This is a genomic window from Achromobacter sp. UMC71 (assembly GCF_014170305.1).
Lineage (GTDB): Bacteria > Pseudomonadota > Gammaproteobacteria > Burkholderiales > Burkholderiaceae_B > Achromobacter.
Genome location: NZ_LZZT01000031.1, coordinates 367606 through 386407, shown reverse-complemented (window position 1 = coordinate 386407; position 18802 = coordinate 367606). Strand labels below are relative to the sequence as shown.

The 18802-nt window shown below is 67.8% G+C and carries 21 protein-coding genes; 9 read left to right on the top strand and 12 right to left on the bottom strand.

Annotation, left to right across the window (positions count from 1 at the left end; translation table 11 throughout):
• Positions 1-10: 10 nt before the first annotated feature.
• The 3 genes from A9974_RS15945 to A9974_RS15935 are packed head-to-tail and all read right to left on the bottom strand — an operon-like array spanning position 11 to position 2013.
• Positions 11-811 (bottom strand): DUF4198 domain-containing protein, encoded by an 801-nt coding sequence (locus A9974_RS15945; protein WP_183005126.1) that lies wholly within the window; start codon positions 809-811, stop codon positions 11-13.
• A 32-nt stretch (positions 812-843) separates the two neighbouring features.
• Entirely contained in the window at positions 844-1359 is a 516-nt protein-coding gene (locus A9974_RS15940) for a DUF2271 domain-containing protein (protein WP_183005125.1), read from the bottom strand.
• 27 nt (positions 1360-1386) lie between these two features.
• Positions 1387-2013, bottom strand: coding sequence for a PepSY-associated TM helix domain-containing protein (locus A9974_RS15935; protein WP_183005124.1), 627 nt, complete (start codon positions 2011-2013; stop codon positions 1387-1389).
• Positions 2014-2170: 157 nt separating this feature from the next.
• On the opposite strand from A9974_RS15935, the gene A9974_RS15930 reads away from it, so the two are divergent.
• Entirely contained in the window at positions 2171-2725 is a 555-nt protein-coding gene (locus A9974_RS15930; protein ID WP_183005123.1) for an HdeD family acid-resistance protein, read from the top strand.
• A gap of 3 nt (positions 2726-2728) precedes the next feature.
• Positions 2729-3121 (top strand): CrcB family protein, encoded by a 393-nt coding sequence (locus A9974_RS15925; protein ID WP_183005122.1) that lies wholly within the window; start codon positions 2729-2731, stop codon positions 3119-3121.
• A gap of 47 nt (positions 3122-3168) precedes the next feature.
• On the opposite strand, the gene hpnE is transcribed toward A9974_RS15925, so the two are convergent.
• From hpnE to hpnC, 3 genes are read right to left on the bottom strand one after another with little or no spacing between them, the layout of a single operon-like run.
• A complete protein-coding gene (gene hpnE, locus A9974_RS15920; RefSeq protein ID WP_183005121.1) occupies positions 3169-4497 on the bottom strand; it encodes a hydroxysqualene dehydroxylase HpnE in 1329 nt (442 codons plus the stop codon).
• Positions 4494-5357 carry a presqualene diphosphate synthase HpnD gene (gene hpnD / locus A9974_RS15915; protein ID WP_025135800.1) on the bottom strand — a complete coding sequence of 288 codons (864 nt, stop codon included), beginning with the start codon at positions 5355-5357 and terminating at the stop codon, positions 4494-4496. Before hpnD ends, hpnE begins: the two co-directional genes overlap by 4 nt.
• Positions 5358-5376: 19 nt before the next feature.
• Positions 5377-6207, bottom strand: a complete 831-nt coding sequence (gene hpnC, locus A9974_RS15910; RefSeq protein ID WP_183005120.1) for a squalene synthase HpnC — start codon at positions 6205-6207, stop codon at positions 5377-5379.
• Positions 6208-6332: 125 nt separating this feature from the next.
• Here hpnC and alr point away from each other — a divergent pair, with 125 nt between their 5' ends.
• Together alr and A9974_RS15900 are read left to right on the top strand one after the other, a co-directional pair.
• On the top strand, positions 6333-7460 hold the full coding sequence (gene alr / locus A9974_RS15905) for an alanine racemase (protein ID WP_183005119.1): 1128 nt from the start codon (positions 6333-6335) through the stop codon (positions 7458-7460).
• Between the two features lie 222 nt (positions 7461-7682).
• Complete coding sequence (locus A9974_RS15900; RefSeq protein WP_006396065.1) at positions 7683-8402, top strand: SDR family oxidoreductase; 720 nt, start codon at positions 7683-7685, stop codon at positions 8400-8402.
• A 114-nt stretch (positions 8403-8516) separates the two neighbouring features.
• Here the strand turns inward: A9974_RS15900 and hpaI are convergent, their stop codons facing one another.
• Genes hpaI through A9974_RS15880 form a run of 4 tightly spaced genes read right to left on the bottom strand, consistent with a single transcriptional unit; the run spans position 8517 to position 11980 of the window.
• Positions 8517-9317, bottom strand: a complete 801-nt coding sequence (gene hpaI / locus A9974_RS15895) for a 4-hydroxy-2-oxoheptanedioate aldolase (protein WP_183005118.1) — start codon at positions 9315-9317, stop codon at positions 8517-8519.
• Between the two features lie 14 nt (positions 9318-9331).
• On the bottom strand, positions 9332-10135 hold the full coding sequence (hpaH, locus tag A9974_RS15890) for a 2-oxo-hept-4-ene-1,7-dioate hydratase (protein ID WP_183005117.1): 804 nt from the start codon (positions 10133-10135) through the stop codon (positions 9332-9334).
• A 27-nt stretch (positions 10136-10162) separates the two neighbouring features.
• Positions 10163-10912: a fumarylacetoacetate hydrolase family protein gene (locus tag A9974_RS15885; protein WP_183005116.1), complete on the bottom strand. Its 750-nt coding sequence runs from the start codon at positions 10910-10912 to the stop codon at positions 10163-10165.
• 27 nt (positions 10913-10939) lie between these two features.
• Positions 10940-11980 (bottom strand): fumarylacetoacetate hydrolase family protein, encoded by a 1041-nt coding sequence (locus tag A9974_RS15880; RefSeq protein WP_183005115.1) that lies wholly within the window; start codon positions 11978-11980, stop codon positions 10940-10942.
• Between the two features lie 236 nt (positions 11981-12216).
• On the opposite strand from A9974_RS15880, the gene hpaE reads away from it, so the two are divergent.
• Both hpaE and hpaD read left to right on the top strand, forming a co-directional pair.
• Positions 12217-13683 (top strand): 5-carboxymethyl-2-hydroxymuconate semialdehyde dehydrogenase, encoded by a 1467-nt coding sequence (gene hpaE, locus A9974_RS15875; protein ID WP_183005114.1) that lies wholly within the window; start codon positions 12217-12219, stop codon positions 13681-13683.
• Positions 13684-13710: 27 nt separating this feature from the next.
• Positions 13711-14562 (top strand): 3,4-dihydroxyphenylacetate 2,3-dioxygenase, encoded by an 852-nt coding sequence (gene hpaD / locus A9974_RS15870; protein WP_183005113.1) that lies wholly within the window; start codon positions 13711-13713, stop codon positions 14560-14562.
• Here the strand turns inward: hpaD and hpaR are convergent, their stop codons facing one another.
• Both hpaR and A9974_RS15860 read right to left on the bottom strand, forming a co-directional pair.
• Positions 14563-15009 (bottom strand): homoprotocatechuate degradation operon regulator HpaR, encoded by a 447-nt coding sequence (gene hpaR, locus A9974_RS15865; RefSeq protein WP_183005215.1) that lies wholly within the window; start codon positions 15007-15009, stop codon positions 14563-14565. It abuts the gene before it with no gap.
• A gap of 127 nt (positions 15010-15136) precedes the next feature.
• Positions 15137-15799 (bottom strand): hypothetical protein, encoded by a 663-nt coding sequence (locus tag A9974_RS15860; RefSeq protein WP_183005112.1) that lies wholly within the window; start codon positions 15797-15799, stop codon positions 15137-15139.
• 299 nt (positions 15800-16098) lie between these two features.
• Here A9974_RS15860 and radA point away from each other — a divergent pair, with 299 nt between their 5' ends.
• From radA to A9974_RS15845, 3 genes are all read left to right on the top strand, one after another.
• Positions 16099-17460, top strand: a complete 1362-nt coding sequence (gene radA, locus A9974_RS15855) for a DNA repair protein RadA (protein ID WP_183005111.1) — start codon at positions 16099-16101, stop codon at positions 17458-17460.
• A gap of 12 nt (positions 17461-17472) precedes the next feature.
• On the top strand, positions 17473-18252 hold the full coding sequence (locus A9974_RS15850; RefSeq protein ID WP_183005110.1) for a sulfite exporter TauE/SafE family protein: 780 nt from the start codon (positions 17473-17475) through the stop codon (positions 18250-18252).
• Positions 18253-18432: 180 nt separating this feature from the next.
• A complete protein-coding gene (locus A9974_RS15845; RefSeq protein WP_183005109.1) occupies positions 18433-18669 on the top strand; it encodes a hypothetical protein in 237 nt (78 codons plus the stop codon).
• The last annotated feature ends 133 nt before the right edge of the window (positions 18670-18802 follow it).

The following is an 18802-nucleotide window of genomic DNA, read 5'->3' as shown; positions in this document are numbered from 1 at the left end:
GGGCAACCGGTCAGGGCTGCAGCACTTCGACCGTGCCGGCGTACGACAGCCGGCGCTTCTTGGCCTGCGGCACGGTGACCTTGGCGTCTTCGGTGCCGGCTTCGATCCAGTACAGGCCGGGCTGCGGCCACTTGACCGAGAACTTGCCGTCCTTGTCGGTCTTCACGGCGATTTCGCCGACCTTGTCGCGATAGCGGCTGCCGCCGGGCACGATGGTCACGTCCAGGCCGGCGGCGGGCTTGCCATCCAGCAGCATCTGGAAGCTGGCCGCTTCGCCGGTGAACAGATCGTTGGGGTGCGTGGCGGGCGCCAGCTCCAGGCCGCGGCCTACGGGCTTGACGGCGCTGGGCTTGCCGGCCGTCACGAAGGTCTCGACGCGGCCCAGGCTCTGGGTCACTTCCAGGTCGGCGGCGCCGGCCGGCACGGCTTGCGCCAGGCCTTCGGGCTTGCCGAAGTAGCGCTTGGGCTTGCCGTCTTCCTTCCAGCGCGCGAACACGCCGTCGTTCACCACCGCGATGCGGTAGGTGCCGGCCTGCTTGAGTTGCAGGTCGAAGGTGCTGCGCAGCTTGCCGCGGTTCAGGTTTTCGGCGTCGGCGGCCGAGCCGTCCGGCGCCACCACGGCCAGGCCGTCCAGGCGCAGCGGCGCATGGTTGAAATAGAACTTGTCGTTGCCCACCGCGGCGTCCACGGTGATCCAGCTGTCGGTGCCCGACAGCACGGTCGACGACGGCACCATCCAGACGTCATGGGCCTGGGCGGCGAAGGGCAGGCACAGCGCCAGGGCGGCGGCCAGTTTGGCGGCGGATTTCATGGTTGCGTTCCTAGAGAGGTGAGAGGGGTGGATCAAGGTTTCAGGTCCAGGGCGATGGCGCCCAGCTCGTGTTCGCCGCGCGCGGTCAGTTGCTCGGTCTTTTGCGGCGGCCACTGGAAGGGGATGCGCAGCAGTTCGCGGCCGCCCACTTCGCGCGCCGCTTCCACCACCACCGCGTACTGGCCCGGCTTCAGGCCGGCCAGGGGTTTGGCGTTGGCGTCAAAGCGCAGGGCATGCTTGCCAGCCGGCTTGGTCGCGCCGCTGACGCCATCGACCGGGAAGGTCTGGTTGCGGCCGCTGCGGCGCCACCACTGGCGCATGTCCTTGAGCCATTCGGTGCCTTCGTTGTTCTTCTTGGCCACGTCGTACCAGACGGCCAGGTCGGCGGCCACGCTCTGGTCGGGGTTTTCGATCCAGATCGCCACGTACGGACGGTGGTACTCGGCCACGTCCAGGCGCGGCACTTCGATGGACAGGCCGATGTCGGCGGCATGGGCCGTTCGGGCGATCAGGCCGGCCAGCAGGGCCGACAGCAATAACTTGCGCATGGAAATCTCCAGGGCGGATCGGGTGAATCAGTGAATGAAGAGCAAGGCCAGGACCAGCGGGATCACGACGCCCAGCCCCACCATGGGCCAGGTCGCGCCACGGTTGCCCGCGTGCATCTTGAGCAGCACCAGCCCGGTCAGTGAAAAGACCAGACAGGCGATGGCGAAAATGTCCAGGAACCAGCTCCAGGCCAGGCCGGTGTTGCGGCCCTTGTGCAGGTCGTTGAGGTAGGCGATCCAGCCGCGGTCGGTGCGTTCGTACTCGACCTCGCCGCTGTCGCGGTCGATCGACAGCCAGGCGTCGCCGCCGGCGCGCGGCAGGGATACGTAGACTTCGCCGGCCGACCATTCGGCGTCGCGGCCGGCCGCGCCCGCGTCCAGTTCCTGGTCCAGCCACTGGGCGACGGCAACGGGCAGCGGGGCTTTCTTCTGGCTGGCCGGGGCGGTCAGCTGCGCCAGCACGGTGTCGGGCAGGCGCGCCTGGCGGGTAGCCACGACCGCCTTCGATTCGATGTGCGAGGCGTTGTTCAGCGTCAGGCCTGTGACCGCGAACAGCAGCATGCCCAGCAGGCAGAGCGCCGAGCTGATCCAGTGCCATTGGTGCAGCGTCTTGAGCCAATAGGCCCGGCGCCGGGGGGATGCGTGACTGTCCATGGGATGGGCGAAATCGAAGGGCCGGATTCTAACATTCAAATGAGAATTACTCTTATAGAACACATTGTTAACGCGCGAATAAATTTCAATCGATTTCGGACCGCTTCCCGGGCGCGGCGATAAGATAGGGCACCCGTACACACCCTCGGAGGTCGTCATGCTTGAATCGCAAGTCGTGGATCAGATCGGTCGTCATTGGGGTTGGGTGGCGCTGCGCGGCGTGGTCGCCATCCTGTTCGGCTTGATGGCCATGTTCATGCCGGCCATCACGTTGTCGGCGCTGGTGCTGGTCTGGGGCGCGTTCGCGCTGGTCGATGGCGTGCTGGCGTTGATCGCGGGCTTTCGCATCCGCGACCAGGGCAAGCCGCTATGGGCGCTGATCATCGTCGGCCTGCTGGGCGTGGCCGCTGGCATCGTCACGTTCCTGTGGCCGGGCCTGACCGCGCTGGTCCTGCTCTACATCATCGCCATCTGGGCGCTGGTGGCCGGCCTGTTCCAGGTCATCGCCGCGATCCGCTTTCGCAAGGACATCCGCAACGAATGGTTCCTGGGGCTGTCGGGCCTGGTGTCGATCCTGTTCGGCGCCATGCTGATCGCGCAGCCGGGCGCGGGCGCCCTGGCGCTGGTGTGGGTCATCGGCATCTACGCGGTGTTCTTTGGCATACTGCTGCTGGTCTTTTCCTTGCGCCTGAAGCAGCACCGCGCCCCCTGAGCCATGTCCGCCTACCAGACCCTGATTCCCCTGAATTTCCTGGCCGTGGGCCTGGGCGCCGTGCTGGGCGCATGGGCCCGCTGGCTGGCCAGCCTGTGGCTGAACACTGAGTCCTGGCCCTGGGGCACGCTGGCGGTCAATCTGGCGGGGGGGTATCTGGTCGGCCTGTTGCTGGCGCTGGTTGCCGGCCACCCGGAATGGCCAGCCTGGGTGCGGCTGGGCGCCATCACCGGCTTCATGGGCGGCCTGACCACGTTCTCGACCTTCTCGGCTGAAACAGTCGCCATGCTGGAACGCGGCGCGTATGCCGGCGCGCTGGGCTACGCCGGCTTCAGCCTGCTGGGGTCGCTGCTGCTGACGGGGTTGGGGCTGGCCACGGTCAACCTGCTGCGCTAGGGCCTTCTAGTGTGAACAGGCCCTGGCCGTGCCCCCCGCGCTTCTGCTTAGTAGTCGCCAGCCCGGGGATTCAACACCCGCGCGGCTTCCAGCCCGCTGCGCACCGCGCCTTCCAGCACGCCGGGGTAGCCCGTGTCGGTCCAGTCGCCGGCCAAGGCCAGCGTGGGCCAGGGCGTGGTATTCAGCGGCCGGCTCAGGCCCGGCACCGCCGCGAAGGTGGCGCGCTTCTCGATGAACAGTTCAGCCGCCGATACTTCGGGCATCGGCGGCAGCCGTTGCGGATAGGCCGCGGCCTGTTCGGCCACCTGGTCGATCAGCGCTTCGATGGATTGCTGGCGATTGCGCTCGGTCAGCGTGGTGGCGGCGCTGGCCACCACCGCGAGTTCGCCGGCCTGGGCGTCGCCCGCCAGCTGCGCGCGGTCGAACAGCCATTGGCCCACATGGCCGCGCGCGGGTTCCTCGCGCAGCATCATCATGGGTTCGGGCAGGCGCCAGGGTTCGGCCAGGCGTAGATTGAGCGTGGCGATGGGCAGGTAGTCAAAGGCCCGCAGCGCATCCAGCAGCCCGGTCGCGCCCGCGGCCCGCAACGGGCCTTCGAGCAGGCGCGCCGCGAAGGCCGGCGGCACCGCCAGCACGGCGGCGTCGAAGCGTTCCTGGTTGATGTCGATGCCGTCCTCGGCCGGCTGCAGTTGGCGCACGGTGCTGCCGTAGCGCATGGTGACCAGGCGCGCGGCGGCATCGGGCCACAGCGCCGACAGGTCGGTGCAGGGCATGAGCAGGTCGCTGTCTTCGCGGCGGCCGGCCAGGCTGTCGCGCAGCACGCGGGCGAACAGCCCGGCGCAGGCCGTGGCCAGCGGGGTATTCAGCGCGGCCAGGCAGAGGGGTTCCCAGACCTGGCGGATCAGCGTGTCGGATTGCGCGTGGTAGTGCAGCAGCTGCTGCACGGTCCAGTCGCGTGGCGGCTTCCAGGACATGGTGCGCAGGCCGCGCATCAGGCGCAGCGTGGCCAGGCGGTCGGCCCACGACAGGCCGCGGGCGCGCAAGATCGCCACCGCCATGTGCAGGGGCGCGGGCAGGCGCGGCGCCGATAGATGGAAGCGGCCGTCCAGGCTGGCCAGGCGCAAGGGCCGACGCATCAGCAGGGCATCGGGGTTGCGGCCCACCCGGCGCATCAACGCCAGCGTGTGCTTGTAGGCGCCCGACAGCAGGTGCTGGCCGTTGTCCAGCGGGGATTCGAAACCGTCGTGGAACACACGCCGGGCGCGTCCGCCGGGCGTGTGGCCGGCTTCAAAGACCGTGACCTTGGCGCCCGCTTCGCGCAAGGCGACGCTGGCGGCCAGGCCGGCCCAGCCGGCGCCGATGACCGCGGCCTTCACCGCGCCAACCGGCGGACCAGTCCACGGCCGCCGCCCACCCAGGTTTTCCAGGCCAGCCAGAGCTTGCGCAGGGGCGTCAGCGAAATGCGCTGATGCAGCACCTGCCAGTTGTCGCGTTCGATCTCGTCGAGCAACGCGTGGTAGATCGCCGCCATCATCAGGCCGGGGCGCTGCGCGCGCCGGTCGGTTTCGGGCAGGCTGCGCATTGCTTCGCGGTACAGCTCGCGGGCGCGGTCGGCCTGGAACTTCATCAGGGCCGAAAAGCGCTCGGAGTATTCGCCGTTCAGGATGTCCGAAGCCTTGACCTCGAACTGCTGCATGTCGTTGACCGGAATGTAGATGCGGCCGCGGCGCGCATCGTCGCCGACGTCGCGGATGATGTTGGTCATCTGGAACGCCAGGCCCAGCTTTTCGGCGTAGACGAGCGTGGCCGGGTCGGTGTAGCCGAACACGCCGGCCGACAGCTCGCCCACCACGCCGGCGGCGTGCCAGCAATATTTGCGCAGGCCCGGCCAGTCCAGGTAGCGGGTCTGGTCCAGGTCCATTTCCATGCCGTCGATGATGGCCAGCAGACGCTCGCGGGTGATCGAACAGCTTTGCAGGTGCGGCTGCAGCGCCCGGGTCACGGGATGGTCGGGCTTGCCGTCGAACATCTGGTCGACCTGCGTGCGCCACCAGGCCAGCTTGATGCGCGCCAGCGACGGGTCGGTGCATTCGTCGACCACGTCATCGACCTCGCGGCAGTACGCGTACAGCGCCGTGATGGCGCGGCGCCGCTCGGGCGGCAGGAACAGGAAGGAATAGTAGAAGCTGGAACCGCTTTTGGCGGCTTTCTCCTGGCAGTACTCGTCAGGGGTCATAGTTGGCAGGGCCGGTTACTTACTTGATAGAGCGCCACAACATGATGGCCCAGTCTTTGGCGCCCAATTCGGGGCGGTTCATGAATACATCGTAGCCGCCCGCCTCGATACGCTCCAGCACGCGCAGGCCGCCTTGCACCACCAGGCGCAGCTCCAGGCCGATGCGGCCCGGCAGGCGGCGCGCCAGCGGAGCGCCGAAGTGTAGCAGCGAGCGGGTGCGTTCCACCTCGAACGCCATCAGCTCGCGCCAGGCGGGCGTCAGGCGGGCCGCGGCCAGGTCTTCTTCCGAGACGCCGAAGCGGCGCAGGTCTTCCTGCGGGATATAGACGCGGTGCTTGTGCCAATCGACCCGCACATCCTGCCAGAAGTTCACTTGCTGCAAGCCGGTGCAGATGGCGTCGGACTGCTCCACGTCTTGCGGCGCGGTGGCGCCGAACAGGTGCAGCATCAGGCGGCCCACCGGATTGGCCGAGCGGGTGCAGTAGTCGGCCAGGGCGGCGTAGCCGTCATAGCGCTTGACGCTGATGTCCTGCTCGAAGGCGGACAGCAGGTCGTAGAACGGGGTGATGGGCAGCTGGTGGCGGGCGATGGTGGCGGCCAGCGGCACGAAGATGCTGGCCAGCGCTGGCGCGCCGGGGGCGGGTACCGTGCCCGGTTCGGCGCCGATGCGGTGCAGTTCGGCGCGAAACGCCGCCAATTGCGCCAAGCGCTCGGCGTCGCTGGCGCTGCCTTCGTCGGCGATGTCGTCGGCGGCGCGGGCAAACCGGTACAGATCGGTCACGGCGCCGCGCAGCCGGCGCGGCAGCAGCAGCGAGGCAACGGGGAAATTTTCGTAGTGATCGATGGGCATATGGGGTCCTGCGGTCTGGCCGCTGTGGGCCGGATCCGGATCATTTTAGAGTACGCGTGGCGCCGCGATCCTGCTGCCGCCGCGACGCCGATCAGTTAGACTTAAGCGCCACAGGATCTCATACCATGCCCCGCCCAGTCTCAGCCACCGTTTCCGTCTCCGCCCTGGCGCACAACCTGGCGGCCGTGCGCCGCCATCTGGACCAGACCGCCGCCGCCGCTTCCGGCCTGCCGCCGTCGATCTGGGCGGTCATCAAAGCCAATGCCTACGGCCATGGCATCGAACAGGCCGTCGCCGGGTTCTCCAAGGCCCAGGGTCTGGCCATGCTCGACCTGGACGAGGCCGTGCGCTGCCGCGAAGCCGGCTGGGGCGGCCCCATCCTGCTGCTCGAAGGCTTCTTCAACCCGTCCGACCTCGATCTGGTCGACCGCTACCATCTCAGCATCACCGTGCATCAGCGCGAGCAGCTGGACATGCTGGCGCGGGCCCGCCTGTCGCGCCGGGTCGACATCATGCTCAAGCTCAACAGCGGCATGAACCGGCTGGGCTTTTCGCCCGCCGCCTATCCCGCCGCCCACGAACGCGCCCAGTTGCTGCAGCAGCAGGGTACGGTCGGCTCGATTGGCAAAATGACCCATTTCGCCTGCGCCGACGGCCCCCAGGGCGTCAGCGAACAAATGGCCGTGTTCAATTCGGTGACGCATAAGCTGCCCGGCCCCGTCAGCGTTTGCAATTCGGCGGCCACCTTGCGCTTTGCCGAGATCGCCGTGGCGTCCGAAAACCAGGCGCACTGGGTTCGCCCCGGCATCTGCCTGTACGGCGCCTCGCCGTTCGCCGATGCCGACGCCGCCTCGTTCGGGCTCAAGCCGGCCATGTCGCTGCGCTCCGAGATCATCGCGGTGCAGGAACTGAAAGCCGGCGACTCGGTCGGCTACGGCGCGCTGTTTCGGGCCGACCGCCCCATGCGGGTCGGCATCGTCGCCTGCGGCTACGCCGACGGCTACCCCCGCCACGCCGCCACCGGCACCCCGGTGGCCGTCGCCGGCATCCGCACCCGCCTGGTGGGCCGGGTCTCGATGGACATGCTGATCGTCGACCTCGATCCCATCCCCGCCGCCGGCGTGGGTACCCCGGTTTCGCTATGGGGCGAAGACGGCCCCTCGGTGGACGAAGTCGCGCTGGCGGCCGGCACCATCGGCTACGAGCTGCTCTGCGCCCTGGCCCCCCGCGTGCCCGTCACCCGGGACGCCTGACCCTCGCCCCAGGGGGCGCCTGCGGCTTTTGCCGTCATCCTTACAGATGACCCTGAAACGGCTGGCGCCACCCGTCCCCCAAGACGGGGCCGGATGGTGTCCAGCGTGCAAGAATTGCTACGCAATTTACAAGACAGCCACCGCCGGATGGTGTCTACTTGAAAAAACGGGCGCCCAAGCGCCCGTTTTCGACCCAGTAAACAATCAACGAGGTTTCGATCCATGAAGGACAAATGCGTGCTCATTACGGGCGCCACCAAAGGCATAGGCTGGGCGCTTACTCAGCGGCTGTCCGACATGGGTTGTCATGTGGTCGGCATCGCGCGCAATACCGGCGATGTGGACTTCCCCGGCTATCTCTATGCCTGTGACCTGGCCGACGCTGGCCGCACCGAAGAAGTGCTGCGCGAAATCCGCGAGAAATTCCCCGTCGACGCCGTCGTCAACAACGTCGGCATCGCCTCGCCCCAGCCGCTGGGCGAGATCGACCTGGCCACCCTGTACAACGTGCTGGACCTGAACGTGCGCGTGGCCGTGCAGGTCACGCAGGCGTTCATCGAGTCGATGAAGGTGCGCCGCGCCGGCCGCATCGTCAACGTGTGCAGCCGCGCCATCCACGGCGGCCTGGAACGCACCGCCTACTCGGCCGCCAAGAGCGCGCTGGTGGGCTGCACCCGCACCTGGGCGCTGGAATTGGCCGAATACGGCGTCACGGCCAACGCCGTGGCCCCGGGCCCGATTGAAACCGAAATGTTCCGCGCCACCCGCCCCGCGGGCAGCGAAGGCGAAAAGCGCGCGCTGGCCTCGGTGCCCATGAAGCGTCTGGGCACCCCGGCCGAAGTGGCCGCCGCCATCGCCTTCCTGCTGTCGGACGATGCCGGCTTCATCACCGGCCAGGTGCTGGGCGTTGACGGCGGCGGCAGCCTGGGCGGTCGCTCCTGACCGACGCCGGCAGGGCCGTGCCCTGATGAATCCGCGCTCCGCAAGACAGACCGGCCCGCTGCAAGCGGGCCGGTTTTCATCTCCGCGTCGCGCGTCAAGCGCGACTATCAGGCGTCAATACGGTCCATTGGCCGCGTCCACGGTCTTCACGTTCTTGAATTCGCCCGCCAGCTTTTCGGCGGCGCGCGCCAGCAGCACCGCATCCACGCCCACGGCCACGAAGGTCGCGCCCAGCGCCAGGTAGTGGCGCGCCTGCGGCACGCCGCTATGCAGGATGCCGGCCGCCTTGCCGGACTTGACGATGCGGGCGATGGCCGCGTCGATGACCTGGGCGACTTCGGGGTGCTCGGGCTTGCCCAGGTAGCCCATGCTGGCCGACAGGTCGGCCGGGCCGATGAAGGCGCCGTCGACCCCGTCCACCGCCAGGATCTCGTCCAGTGCCTCGATGCCGCGCGGGGTTTCGATCTGCACGATCACGCACATCTCGTCGTTGGCGCGTTCCAGGTAGTCGGGGATACGGTTCCAGCGCGACGAGCGCGCCAGGGCGCTGCCCACGCCGCGAATGCCCGCCGGCGGATAGCGCACCGCGGCCACGGCGGCGGCGGCTTCTTCGGCCGACTGCACCATTGGCACCAGCAAGGTCTGCGCGCCCGTGTCCAGGATCTGCTTGATCTGCACCGGGTCGTTCCAGGACGGCCGCACCACCGGCGCCACCGGATAGGCGGCCACCGACTGCAGCTGGGCCAGCGTGGTCTGCAGCGTGTTGGGCGCGTGCTCGCCGTCGATCAGCAGCCAGTCGAAGCCGGCGCCGGCACAGATCTCGGACGTATACGCGCTGGCCAGGCCAGCCCACAAGCCGATCTGGGGTTGGCCGGCGCGCAACGCGCGCTTGAAGTGGTTGGTCAGGATATCCATGAGCGGCAAAGGGTTCAGATGAAGTGGCAGTTGACGGAACCGAGCACGCCGTAATCGACGTTGAAGGTATCGCCGGGGCGGGCCAGCACCGGGCGGGTGAACGAACCCGACAGGATGATCTCGCCTGCCTCCAGCGCCACGTCGTGGGCGGCCAGCTTGTTAGCCAGCCATACTACGCCATTGGCGGGGTGATTCAAGACGCCGGCGGCGATGCCGGTTTCCTCGATCACCGCGTTGCGCGACAGGATCGCGCCGATCCAGCGCAGGTCCAGCTCGCCGATCTTGACCGGCCGTCCGCCCATCACCACGCCGGCGTTGGCTGCGTTATCGGCGATGGTGTCGAACACCTTGCGTGGCCGCTTGCTGTCGGGGTCGATGCCGTGCGAGCGGGCGTCGATGATTTCCAGCGCCGGGATCACGTAATCCACCGCGTCGTACACCTGGAACAGCGTTACGTCGGGGCCCTTGAGCGGCTTGCCCAGCACGAAGGCCAGTTCCACTTCCAGGCGCGGCAGGATGAAGCGGCCGGCAGGGATGTCGCTGCCGTCCGCGAAGAACATGTCGTCCAGCAGCATGCCGAAATCGGGCTCGTCGATCTGCGAGGCCTGCTGCATGGCGCGCGAGGTCAGGCCGATCTTGTGGCCGCGCTTGATGCGGCCTTCGCCCAGCTTGATGTCCATCCAGGCGCGCTGGATGGCATACGCGTCGGCGATGGTGATGTCGGGATACTCGAGCGAGATCTGGCGTATCTGCTGGCGGGTGCGTTCGGCGTCGTGCAAGCGCGCGGCGATGGCACGCAGGGTGGCGGAATCGATCATGGCAGGGGTCCAGGTAAAGGGGGGAATTCAGAGCGGGGCGGGAACCAGCGTGTTCACCAGCCGGCCGATGCCTTCGATCTCGGTCACGACCTCGTCGCCGGGGACGACGTTGACGATGCCGTCGGGCGTGCCCGTCAGGATCAGGTCGCCGGGGGACAACGTCATGAAGCTGCTGAAGTAGGCAATCAGGGCGGGGATGTCGAACACCATGTCGCGGGTGTTGCCGCGTTGCGTTTCGACGCCGTTGACCGTGGTGCGCAGGTTCAGGTTCATGGGATCGGGCACGTCGTCGCGATCCACCAGCCAGGGCCCCAGCGGCGTGCAGGTGTCGCGGCTTTTCACGCGCAGGTTGGGGCGGTACCAATTTTCCAGGTAGTCGCGCAGGGCATAGTCGTTGGCCACCGTGTAGCCGGCCACGTAGTCGTAGGCCTGGTCACGCGAGACGTTGCGGGCCGTCTTGCCGATCACCACCGCCAGCTCGCACTCGTAGTGCATGAAGGCCACGTCGGCGGGGCGCAACGTCTGCGCGCGATGGCCGACGAAGGTGTTGGCCGCCTTCAGGAAACCCAGCGGTTCCTCGGGCGCCTTGAACGCCAGTTCCTTGGCGTGGTCGGCGTAGTTGATGGCCAGGGTGAACGTGGTGCGCGGTTCGATCGGCGGCAGCCAGGTGACGGCGTCTTCGGCCAGGCAGCGGCCGTCCGCCAGGCGGACCTGGCCGGGGCCGGCCTCGGTGGCGGCATGGAGCGCGCCTTCATAGGCGATGCGTGCATGTTTCATGGCGGGGTTCCGTGGGGGCGGCGCGCGTCAGGCGCTTGCGGCGATGGCGTTGCCCAGCGTGCCGATCTGGGCGATGCGAATGTCGTAGCGTTGGCCGGCGCGGGCGCGCGGCGGCTCAAACGGGGCGCCGGCCAGCAGGATGTCGCCGGCCTCGAAGCTCATGAACGCAGTCACGTCGGCGATCAGCCTGGCCACCGGCCGGATCAGGTCGGCCGTGCTGGCGCGTTGCACCAGTTCGCCGTCGACGCGTACTTCGATAGCCAGCGCGTTCGGATCCGGCACCGCCGTGGTCGGCGCGAGGTCGCGGCCGATGGGGCAGAAGCCGTCGCGGCATTGCTGCTTGAGCGCCGGGCGGAAGTAGCTGGCGTGCGGCGCCGACAGGTCGGCTACCACGCGATAGCCGGCCACATGATCCAATGCCTCGGCCTCGCTGACGCGCGCGGCGCGGCGGCTGAAGACGATGCCCAGGCAGGCGCCGATCGTCACTTCCGGCACGTCGGCGGGCAGCGTGATGACGTCGCCGTCCGCGGCATAGGTATTGGCAGGCTTGATGTACAGCACCGGCGCCTGCGGCGCGGCCTTGTAGGGGGGCGCGTTCACCGCGTCGCCCAGCGCCGCCAGCGCCTGGCGCGTGTTCAGCGCCACGCCCACCACGCTGCGCGGCGGCGCGCTGCCAGCGGCGGCGGCGCGCCGGGCCAGGTACTCGCGGTAGTTGTTGCGCTTGTAGTTCAGCACCGGGTCGGCCTCTTCGACCTGCAGCGAAATGCCCAGCGGCCGGCGCGCCATTTCCGTCGCCAGCGCCTGGTCCAGGGCCTGGAACACGCGTTCCCCCAGGGCGGCCTGCTGCTCGGCGCTGCGGCCATGGCCGATGCGCAGCAGCACGTGCACGAACGCGTTTTCGGGGTGGCCGTCCACGATCAGGTAATCGTCGATCCGCAACGCCCGCGTGCGCGCGCCGGCCAGGGGATACAGGCTGCCGTCGCCCACGGCGGCATCCTGCACCACGCGCATCAGCTTGCGGGTGTCCAGGTCGAGGTTGGCGGAGTATTCAATCCAGATGTGTGGCATGGCAGGCGCGGGGCGAACCCTTTCCGGCAAATATTGTTAGCATGTTAATTATCATAGTGAAAAACCCCCGCGGCGGCAACGCATACCCAGCGGGGTTTTCCGCCGTTGACAGCGATCATGCGCGCGAATAAAGTTAACTAGTTAACTAAATAATAGAACCCCCCGCCGGAGGCCTTCCGCCTCTGGGAAGCCAGCCGGTTTCAACCCGGCGGCCACCGGTCAGCAAGGAGACGCATGTGAGCATCAAGCACTGGATCAACGGCAAACAGGTCGACAGCGCCGAGCGCTTCATCACCTACGACCCGGCCACGGGCGAGGCGATCGACGAAGTCGCCGCGGGCGGCCAGCAGGAAATCGACGCCGCCGTCGCGGCCGCCACCGAGGCCTTCCCCAAATGGGCTGGCACGCCCGCCAAGGAACGCGCGCGCCTGATGCGCCGCCTGGGCGAACTGATCGACCGCAACGTGCCGCAGCTGGCCGAGCTGGAAACGCGCGACACAGGTCTGCCGATTTCGCAGACCCGCAAGCAGCTGATCCCGCGCGCTTCCGAGAACTTCACCTTCTTCGCCGAAGTCTGCACCCGCATGAACGGCCACACCTATCCGGTGGACGACCAGATGCTGAACTACACGCTCTACCAGCCGGTCGGCGTGTGCGCCCTGGTGTCGCCCTGGAACGTGCCTTTCATGACCGCCACCTGGAAGACCGCGCCGTGCCTGGCGCTGGGCAATACCGCGGTGCTGAAAATGTCGGAACTGTCGCCGCTCACTGCCGACCAATTGGGCCTGCTGGCACTGGAGGCCGGCATTGCGCCGGGCGTGCTGAACGTGGTGCAGGGCTACGGCGCCACCGCAGGCGATGCGCTGGTGCGGCATCCCGGCGTGCGCGCCATTTCGTTCACCGGCGGCACGGTCACGGGCAAGAAGATCCTGTCCAGCGCCGGCGGCATCAAGAAATTCTCGATGGAACTGGGCGGCAAGTCGCCCGTGCTGGTGTTCGACGACGCCGACGTCGAGCGCGCGCTGGACGCGGCGCTGTTCACCATCTTTTCGCTCAATGGCGAACGCTGCACCGCGGGTTCGCGCATCTTCGTGCAGGAATCCATCTACGCCGACTTCGTGCGGCGCTTCGCCGAACGGGCCCAGCGCCTGGTGGTGGGCGATCCGACCGACGCTGCCACCCATGTCGGCGCCATGATCACGCGCCAGCATTGGGAAAAGGTCACCCGCTACATCCGCCTGGCCGCCGACGAGGGCGCCCGCATCCTGGCCGGCGGTCCCGACATGCCGCAGGGCCTGCCCGCGCGCCTGGCCGGCGGCAATTTCGTGCGTCCCACGGTGCTGGCCGACGTCGACAACCGCATGCGCTGCGCTCAGGAAGAAATCTTCGGCCCCGTCGCCTGCCTGATTCCGTTCAAGGACGAGGCCCACGGCCTGGCGCTGGCCAATGACGTCAAGTACGGCCTGGCGTCCTATATCTGGACCAGCGATATCGGCCGCGCGCATCGCCTGGCCCGCGGCATCGAGGCCGGCATGGTGTTCATCAACAGCCAGAACGTGCGCGATCTGCGCCAGCCGTTCGGCGGCACCAAGGAATCGGGCACCGGCCGCGAGGGCGGCGAGTACAGCTACGAAGTGTTCGCCGAGATCAAGAACGTCTGCGTCTCGATGGGCAGCCACCACATCCCCAAGTGGGGCGTTTAAGCCCCCTCAGTATTCGGAGACAACACCATGGGCAAGCTCGCGCTGGCGGCCAAGGTAACGCACGTGCCGTCGATGTACCTTTCTGAAATGCCCGGCAAGCATTACGGCTGCCGCGAGGCCGCCATCCAGGGGCACCGCATCATCGGCCAGCGTTGCCGCGACCTGGATGTGGACACGCTGGTCGTGCTGGATGTGCACTGGCTGGTCAACGCCGGCTACCACGTCAACTGCAACGAGCGTTTCTCGGGCCGCTACACCAGCAACGAGCTGCCACACTTCATCAAGGACATGGACTACGCCTACCGCGGCGATCCGGCGCTGGGCCGGCGCATCGCCGAATGCGCCAGCGCGGCCGGCGTGGCCACGCGCTCGCACGAAATCGCCAGCCTGGAACTGGAATACGGCACGCTGGTGCCGATGCGCTACATGAATGGCGACGATCGCTTCAAGGTCGTGTCGGTGGCGGCCTGGTGCGCCTGGCATGCGCTGGAAGACAGCCGCCGCTTCGGCGCGGCGCTGGGCCAGGCCATCGAGCAAAGCGACAGCCGGGTGGCGGTGTTGGCCAGCGGCTCGCTGTCGCACCGCTTCAACGACAACAACAGTCCGGAAGCCGCCATGCACCAGATCAGCCGCGAATTCTTCCGGCAGGTCGACTTGCGGGTGGTGGACTTGTGGCGCCAGGGCGACTGGAAGCGCTTCTGCGCCATGCTGCCGGAATACGCCGAGCTCTGCGTGGGCGAGGGCGGCATGCACGACACGGCCATGCTGCTGGGGTTGCTGGGCTGGGATGCCTACGACCAGCCGGCCGAGATCGTGACGGACTACTTCGCCAGCTCGGGCACGGGGCAGATCAACGCGATCTTTCCCGTGCCGGCGTGATCATTGCGCGACCGGTTCGCGCTTGATCAGCTCGACCATCGCGTCGACGTCGGCATACAGCCGGTCCAGCAATTCCTTGCCGATACGGGCTTCGATTTCCTGGTATTTGGCGTCCACTTGCGGCCGCATGCGGTCGATCAGCTTGTTGCTCTTGGGCGTCAGCGAAATCTCCTGGCGCCGCTGGTCGGCGTTGGAGCGCACGCGCTTGATCAGGCCTTGTTCTTCCATGCCGGCCAGCATGCGGGTCAGGCTGGGGCTCAGGATCTGGCAACTGCGGGCGATCTGGTTGGGTTCCATCGAGCCCACTTCGCTCAGGGTGCGCAGCACCCGCCATTGCTGTTCGGTCACGCCCGCGGCGTGCAGGATCGGCCTGAAGTGCGCCATCAGGGTTTCGCGCGCGTAAAGCAGCAGGTGGGGAAGATTGCGGTGGTGGAAGCTGGGACTCATGGCGGCCATGTTAGCAAGAAGCCGTTCTTGTTTCTGATCGATCATTGCCGATCGTTACTCAGGGGTATCAACGCCCAGGCCCGCATGGGATGCGGGCCTGGGCGGGAAAGGAACGGGAAAAAAGGGGTCAGGACGCCGGGTTTTGCTGCGCCAGTTCGTGCAGGTCATCCGGCAGGGTCAGGTCGGGCGCACCTTGCTGCAATTCGCGCAGGGCAGCGACGGCTTCGTCGGTCTGGTCGTCCTGCATCAGGGCGCGGATGTGCGCCACGCGGGCCTCGATATCCTGTTCGCTGAAGGCCACGACGTCGGTCGTGGCGGCTTCGGCCGGTTGCTCGGCGGCGGCTTGCGGCGTGGCGTCGGCGGTTTGCGGCGCGGCTGCGGCCTCGGGGACGCTGGCCGGCACGGCAGCCGGCGCGGCGGCGGGGGCCTGAGCGGCGGTGCGCTGGACCGGCGCGGGCGCGGCTTGCGGAGCGGGCGTTTCGGCGGCCATCACCGGCCGCGGCGCCGGGGCGCGTTCCGCGGTGGTGCCGATCTCGTGAGGGACGGCCAATTGGGCGTTCAGGTCGGCCATTTCGGCGCTTTCGCGCATGTCGGTCCAGGCGAAGACGCCGGCCACGATCGCCAGGCAGGCGGCCGCGGCCCAGCCCGGATGCCAGCTGCGGCCGGGATGCCAGGTGCGGCGCACGGCCGCTTCCAATTCGGGGCTGCCGCCTGCCCTGGGCTTGCGATACAGGGCGCGCAAATCCAGTTCGTCGTCTTCGTCGAAGGGGGGGCGATAGGTAATGCTCATGCGCGTACTCCTCGCGCTTACGCCTGGTGGCAGGGCGTATTCGCGTTTGACCTTGCTTGTGCCGCGCCGGTGGTCCGGCGATCTCGTCCAGGCTCGGGTCGTGTTCCGGTTTAGATGTTGATTATGCGCGATTTGAAGAAATCTGCCAGTGAATTTCGTGTATTTGCAGGGTGTAACGCGACGACGTCCCCGATTGTGCAAGCAAACTGACAGGTGTGTGCACCAGCACGGGGCAAAGCGTGCGGAAAACGCGCGCGGACGCGGGCCGGCGGGGCGGGCTTGCCGGTACACTTTCGCCCATGGCCAAATCCCGAACCGTCTATGTGTGCGCCGAGTGCGGCGGCACCACCCCCAAGTGGCAAGGCAAGTGTCCGCACTGCAATGCCTGGAACACCCTGGAAGAAACCGTGGAATCGTCGGCGCCCGCCGCCGCCGCGCACCGCTACGCGCCGCTGGCATCCAGCAGCCCGGTGCGCAGCCTGTCCGAGATCGAGGCCCGCGAGACCCCCCGCCAGCCCACCGGGCTGGAAGAATTCGACCGCGTGCTGGGCGGCGGCCTGGTGGCTGGCGCCGTGGTGCTGATCGGCGGCGACCCCGGCATCGGCAAGTCCACGCTGCTGCTGCAGGCGCTGGCCTCGCTGTCGGAAACCACCAACGTCCTGTATGTCACCGGCGAAGAATCGGCCGAGCAGGTGGCACTGCGCGCGCGCCGCCTGGGCCTGCAGACCGGCAACATCAATCTGCTGGCGGAAATCCGCCTCGAGGCCATCCAGGCCGCGGTGTCCGAGCAGAAACCCACCGTCGCCGTGATCGACTCGATCCAGACCCTGTACAGCGGCGAACTGACCGCCGCGCCCGGGTCTGTGTCGCAGGTGCGCGAATGCGCCGCGCAACTCACGCGCCTGGCCAAGCAGACCGGCATTGCCATCGTCATGATCGGCCACGTCACCAAGGACGGCGCGCTGGCCGGCCCGCGTGTGCTCGAACACATCGTCGACACGGTGCTCTACTTCGAAGGCGACACGCATTCGTCGTTCCGCCTGGTGCGCGCCTTCAAGAACCGTTTCGGCGCCGTCAACGAACTGGGCGTCTTCGCCATGACCGACCGCGGGCTGCGCGGCGTGGCCAACCCGTCGGCCCTGTTCCTGTCGCAGCACGAACAGCAGGTGGCGGGTTCCTGCGTGATGGCCACGCAAGAGGGCACCCGCCCGCTGCTGGTCGAAATCCAGGCGCTGGTGGACAGCTCCCATGCCCCCAACCCGCGCCGCCTGACCGTCGGCCTGGAAGGCAACCGCCTGGCGATGCTGCTGGCGGTGCTGCACCGGCACGCGGGCGTGTCGACCTTCGACCAGGACGTGTTCGTCAACGCCGTGGGCGGCGTGCGCATCACCGAGCCGGCGGCCGACCTGCCGGTGCTGCTGGCCATCATGTCGTCGCTGCGCGACCGGCCGCTGCCGCGCGGCCTGATCGCCTTCGGCGAAGTCGGCCTGGCAGGCGAAATCCGGCCCGCGCCGCGCGGCCAGGAACGCCTGCGCGAAGCCGCCAAGCTGGGCTTTTCCATCGCCCTCATTCCCAAGGCCAACGCGCCGCGCCAGCCCATCGAAGGGCTGGAAATCTGGGCAGTGGACCGCCTGGATGCCGCGCTGGACAAATTGCGCTGACGGGAGCACGACGTGACGGTATGGCTTATTGCCCTGTGCCTGGGCGCGGGGTGTCTTATCGGCTTCATGGGCGGCGTGCTGGGCATCGGCGGCGGCCTGATCGCCATTCCGGCGCTGGTGCTGCTGATGAGCATGTCGCAGCAGCTGGCGCAGGGCACCGCGCTCATCATGGTGCTGCCCACCATCATGATGGCGGTGCGCAAGTACAACCAGCAGACCCGCATCGACCGGCGCGTGGCGCTGGCCGGGGCCGCGGGCGCGGTGGTATTCACCTGGGTCGGTGCGCGGCTGGCGCTGGGCATCGATTCCAGCAAGCTGCGCCTGAGCTTCGCCGTGTTTCTCTTTTTCATCGCGTTGTTCTACGCCTGGCAGACCTGGCGGGCCGGCGTGGCCGCCAAGTCGCCCAGGCCGGCCGCCGGCCGCGCCGCGCCCGTGTTCACGCCGCGCCGCGCCAGCGTGCTGGGCGTCCTGTGCGGCACGCTGGGCGGCTTTTTCGGCGTGGGCGGTGCGGTGCTCGCCGTGCCCATCATCACCTCGGTCTTCCGTCTGCCGCAGACCACCGCCCAGGCGCTGGCCCTGTGCATGGTGATCCCGGGCTCGGCCGTGGCGCTGGTCACGTATTCGTGGGCCGGCCAGGCCGATTGGCTGGTGGGCCTGCCGCTGGCCGCGGGCAGCCTGCTGTTCGTGCCGGTGGGCGTGCGGCTGGCCTATCGCTTGCCTGAACGCAAACTGAGAGCCTGCTTTGCCGCGATGCTGTTCGCCACCGTGGCGCTGCTGGCTTTTGAAAGCTAGGGCCGTGCGGCGCGCTGCGTGTTGTCACGATCCCATGACGAAGCGTTAGCGCCGGAAAATTTCCTGTTCCGGGCTGAACCTTCGACGGGACGCGGGTTCCAACGGAGTACGGGTCATGCGGCGATGTTGCCGCCCCGAGTAGGAAAGGCCTTCGGGCCGATACCATCAGGAGTTCATGTAATGACGACTCACTCCCGTATCGCTGCGTTCTTGTCCACCTCGGCCTTGTGCCTCGGTCTTGCTGCGGCGCCTTCGGCGTTCGCGGCGGGCGCCGATGCCACGACCAAGGCGGGCGACACCAAGACCCAGGCGCAGCACAAGCATCACAAGTCCGACAAAACCTCCGCCAAGCAGGCCGCCCCGAAATCGGGCGCTGCCAAAACGGATGCATCGGGCGGCATGGCGCCCGCGAAGTAAAGCAGTAAGGTAGGACCGCAGTGCCGGGCCGCAAGGTCCAAGTTCCTTTGCACGGCTAACGGGCGCAAGCCTGAAAGTCGAAAGCCTCTCGGTATGGGCGCCGAGAGGCTTTTTCGTTTCCGGGTCACGCATC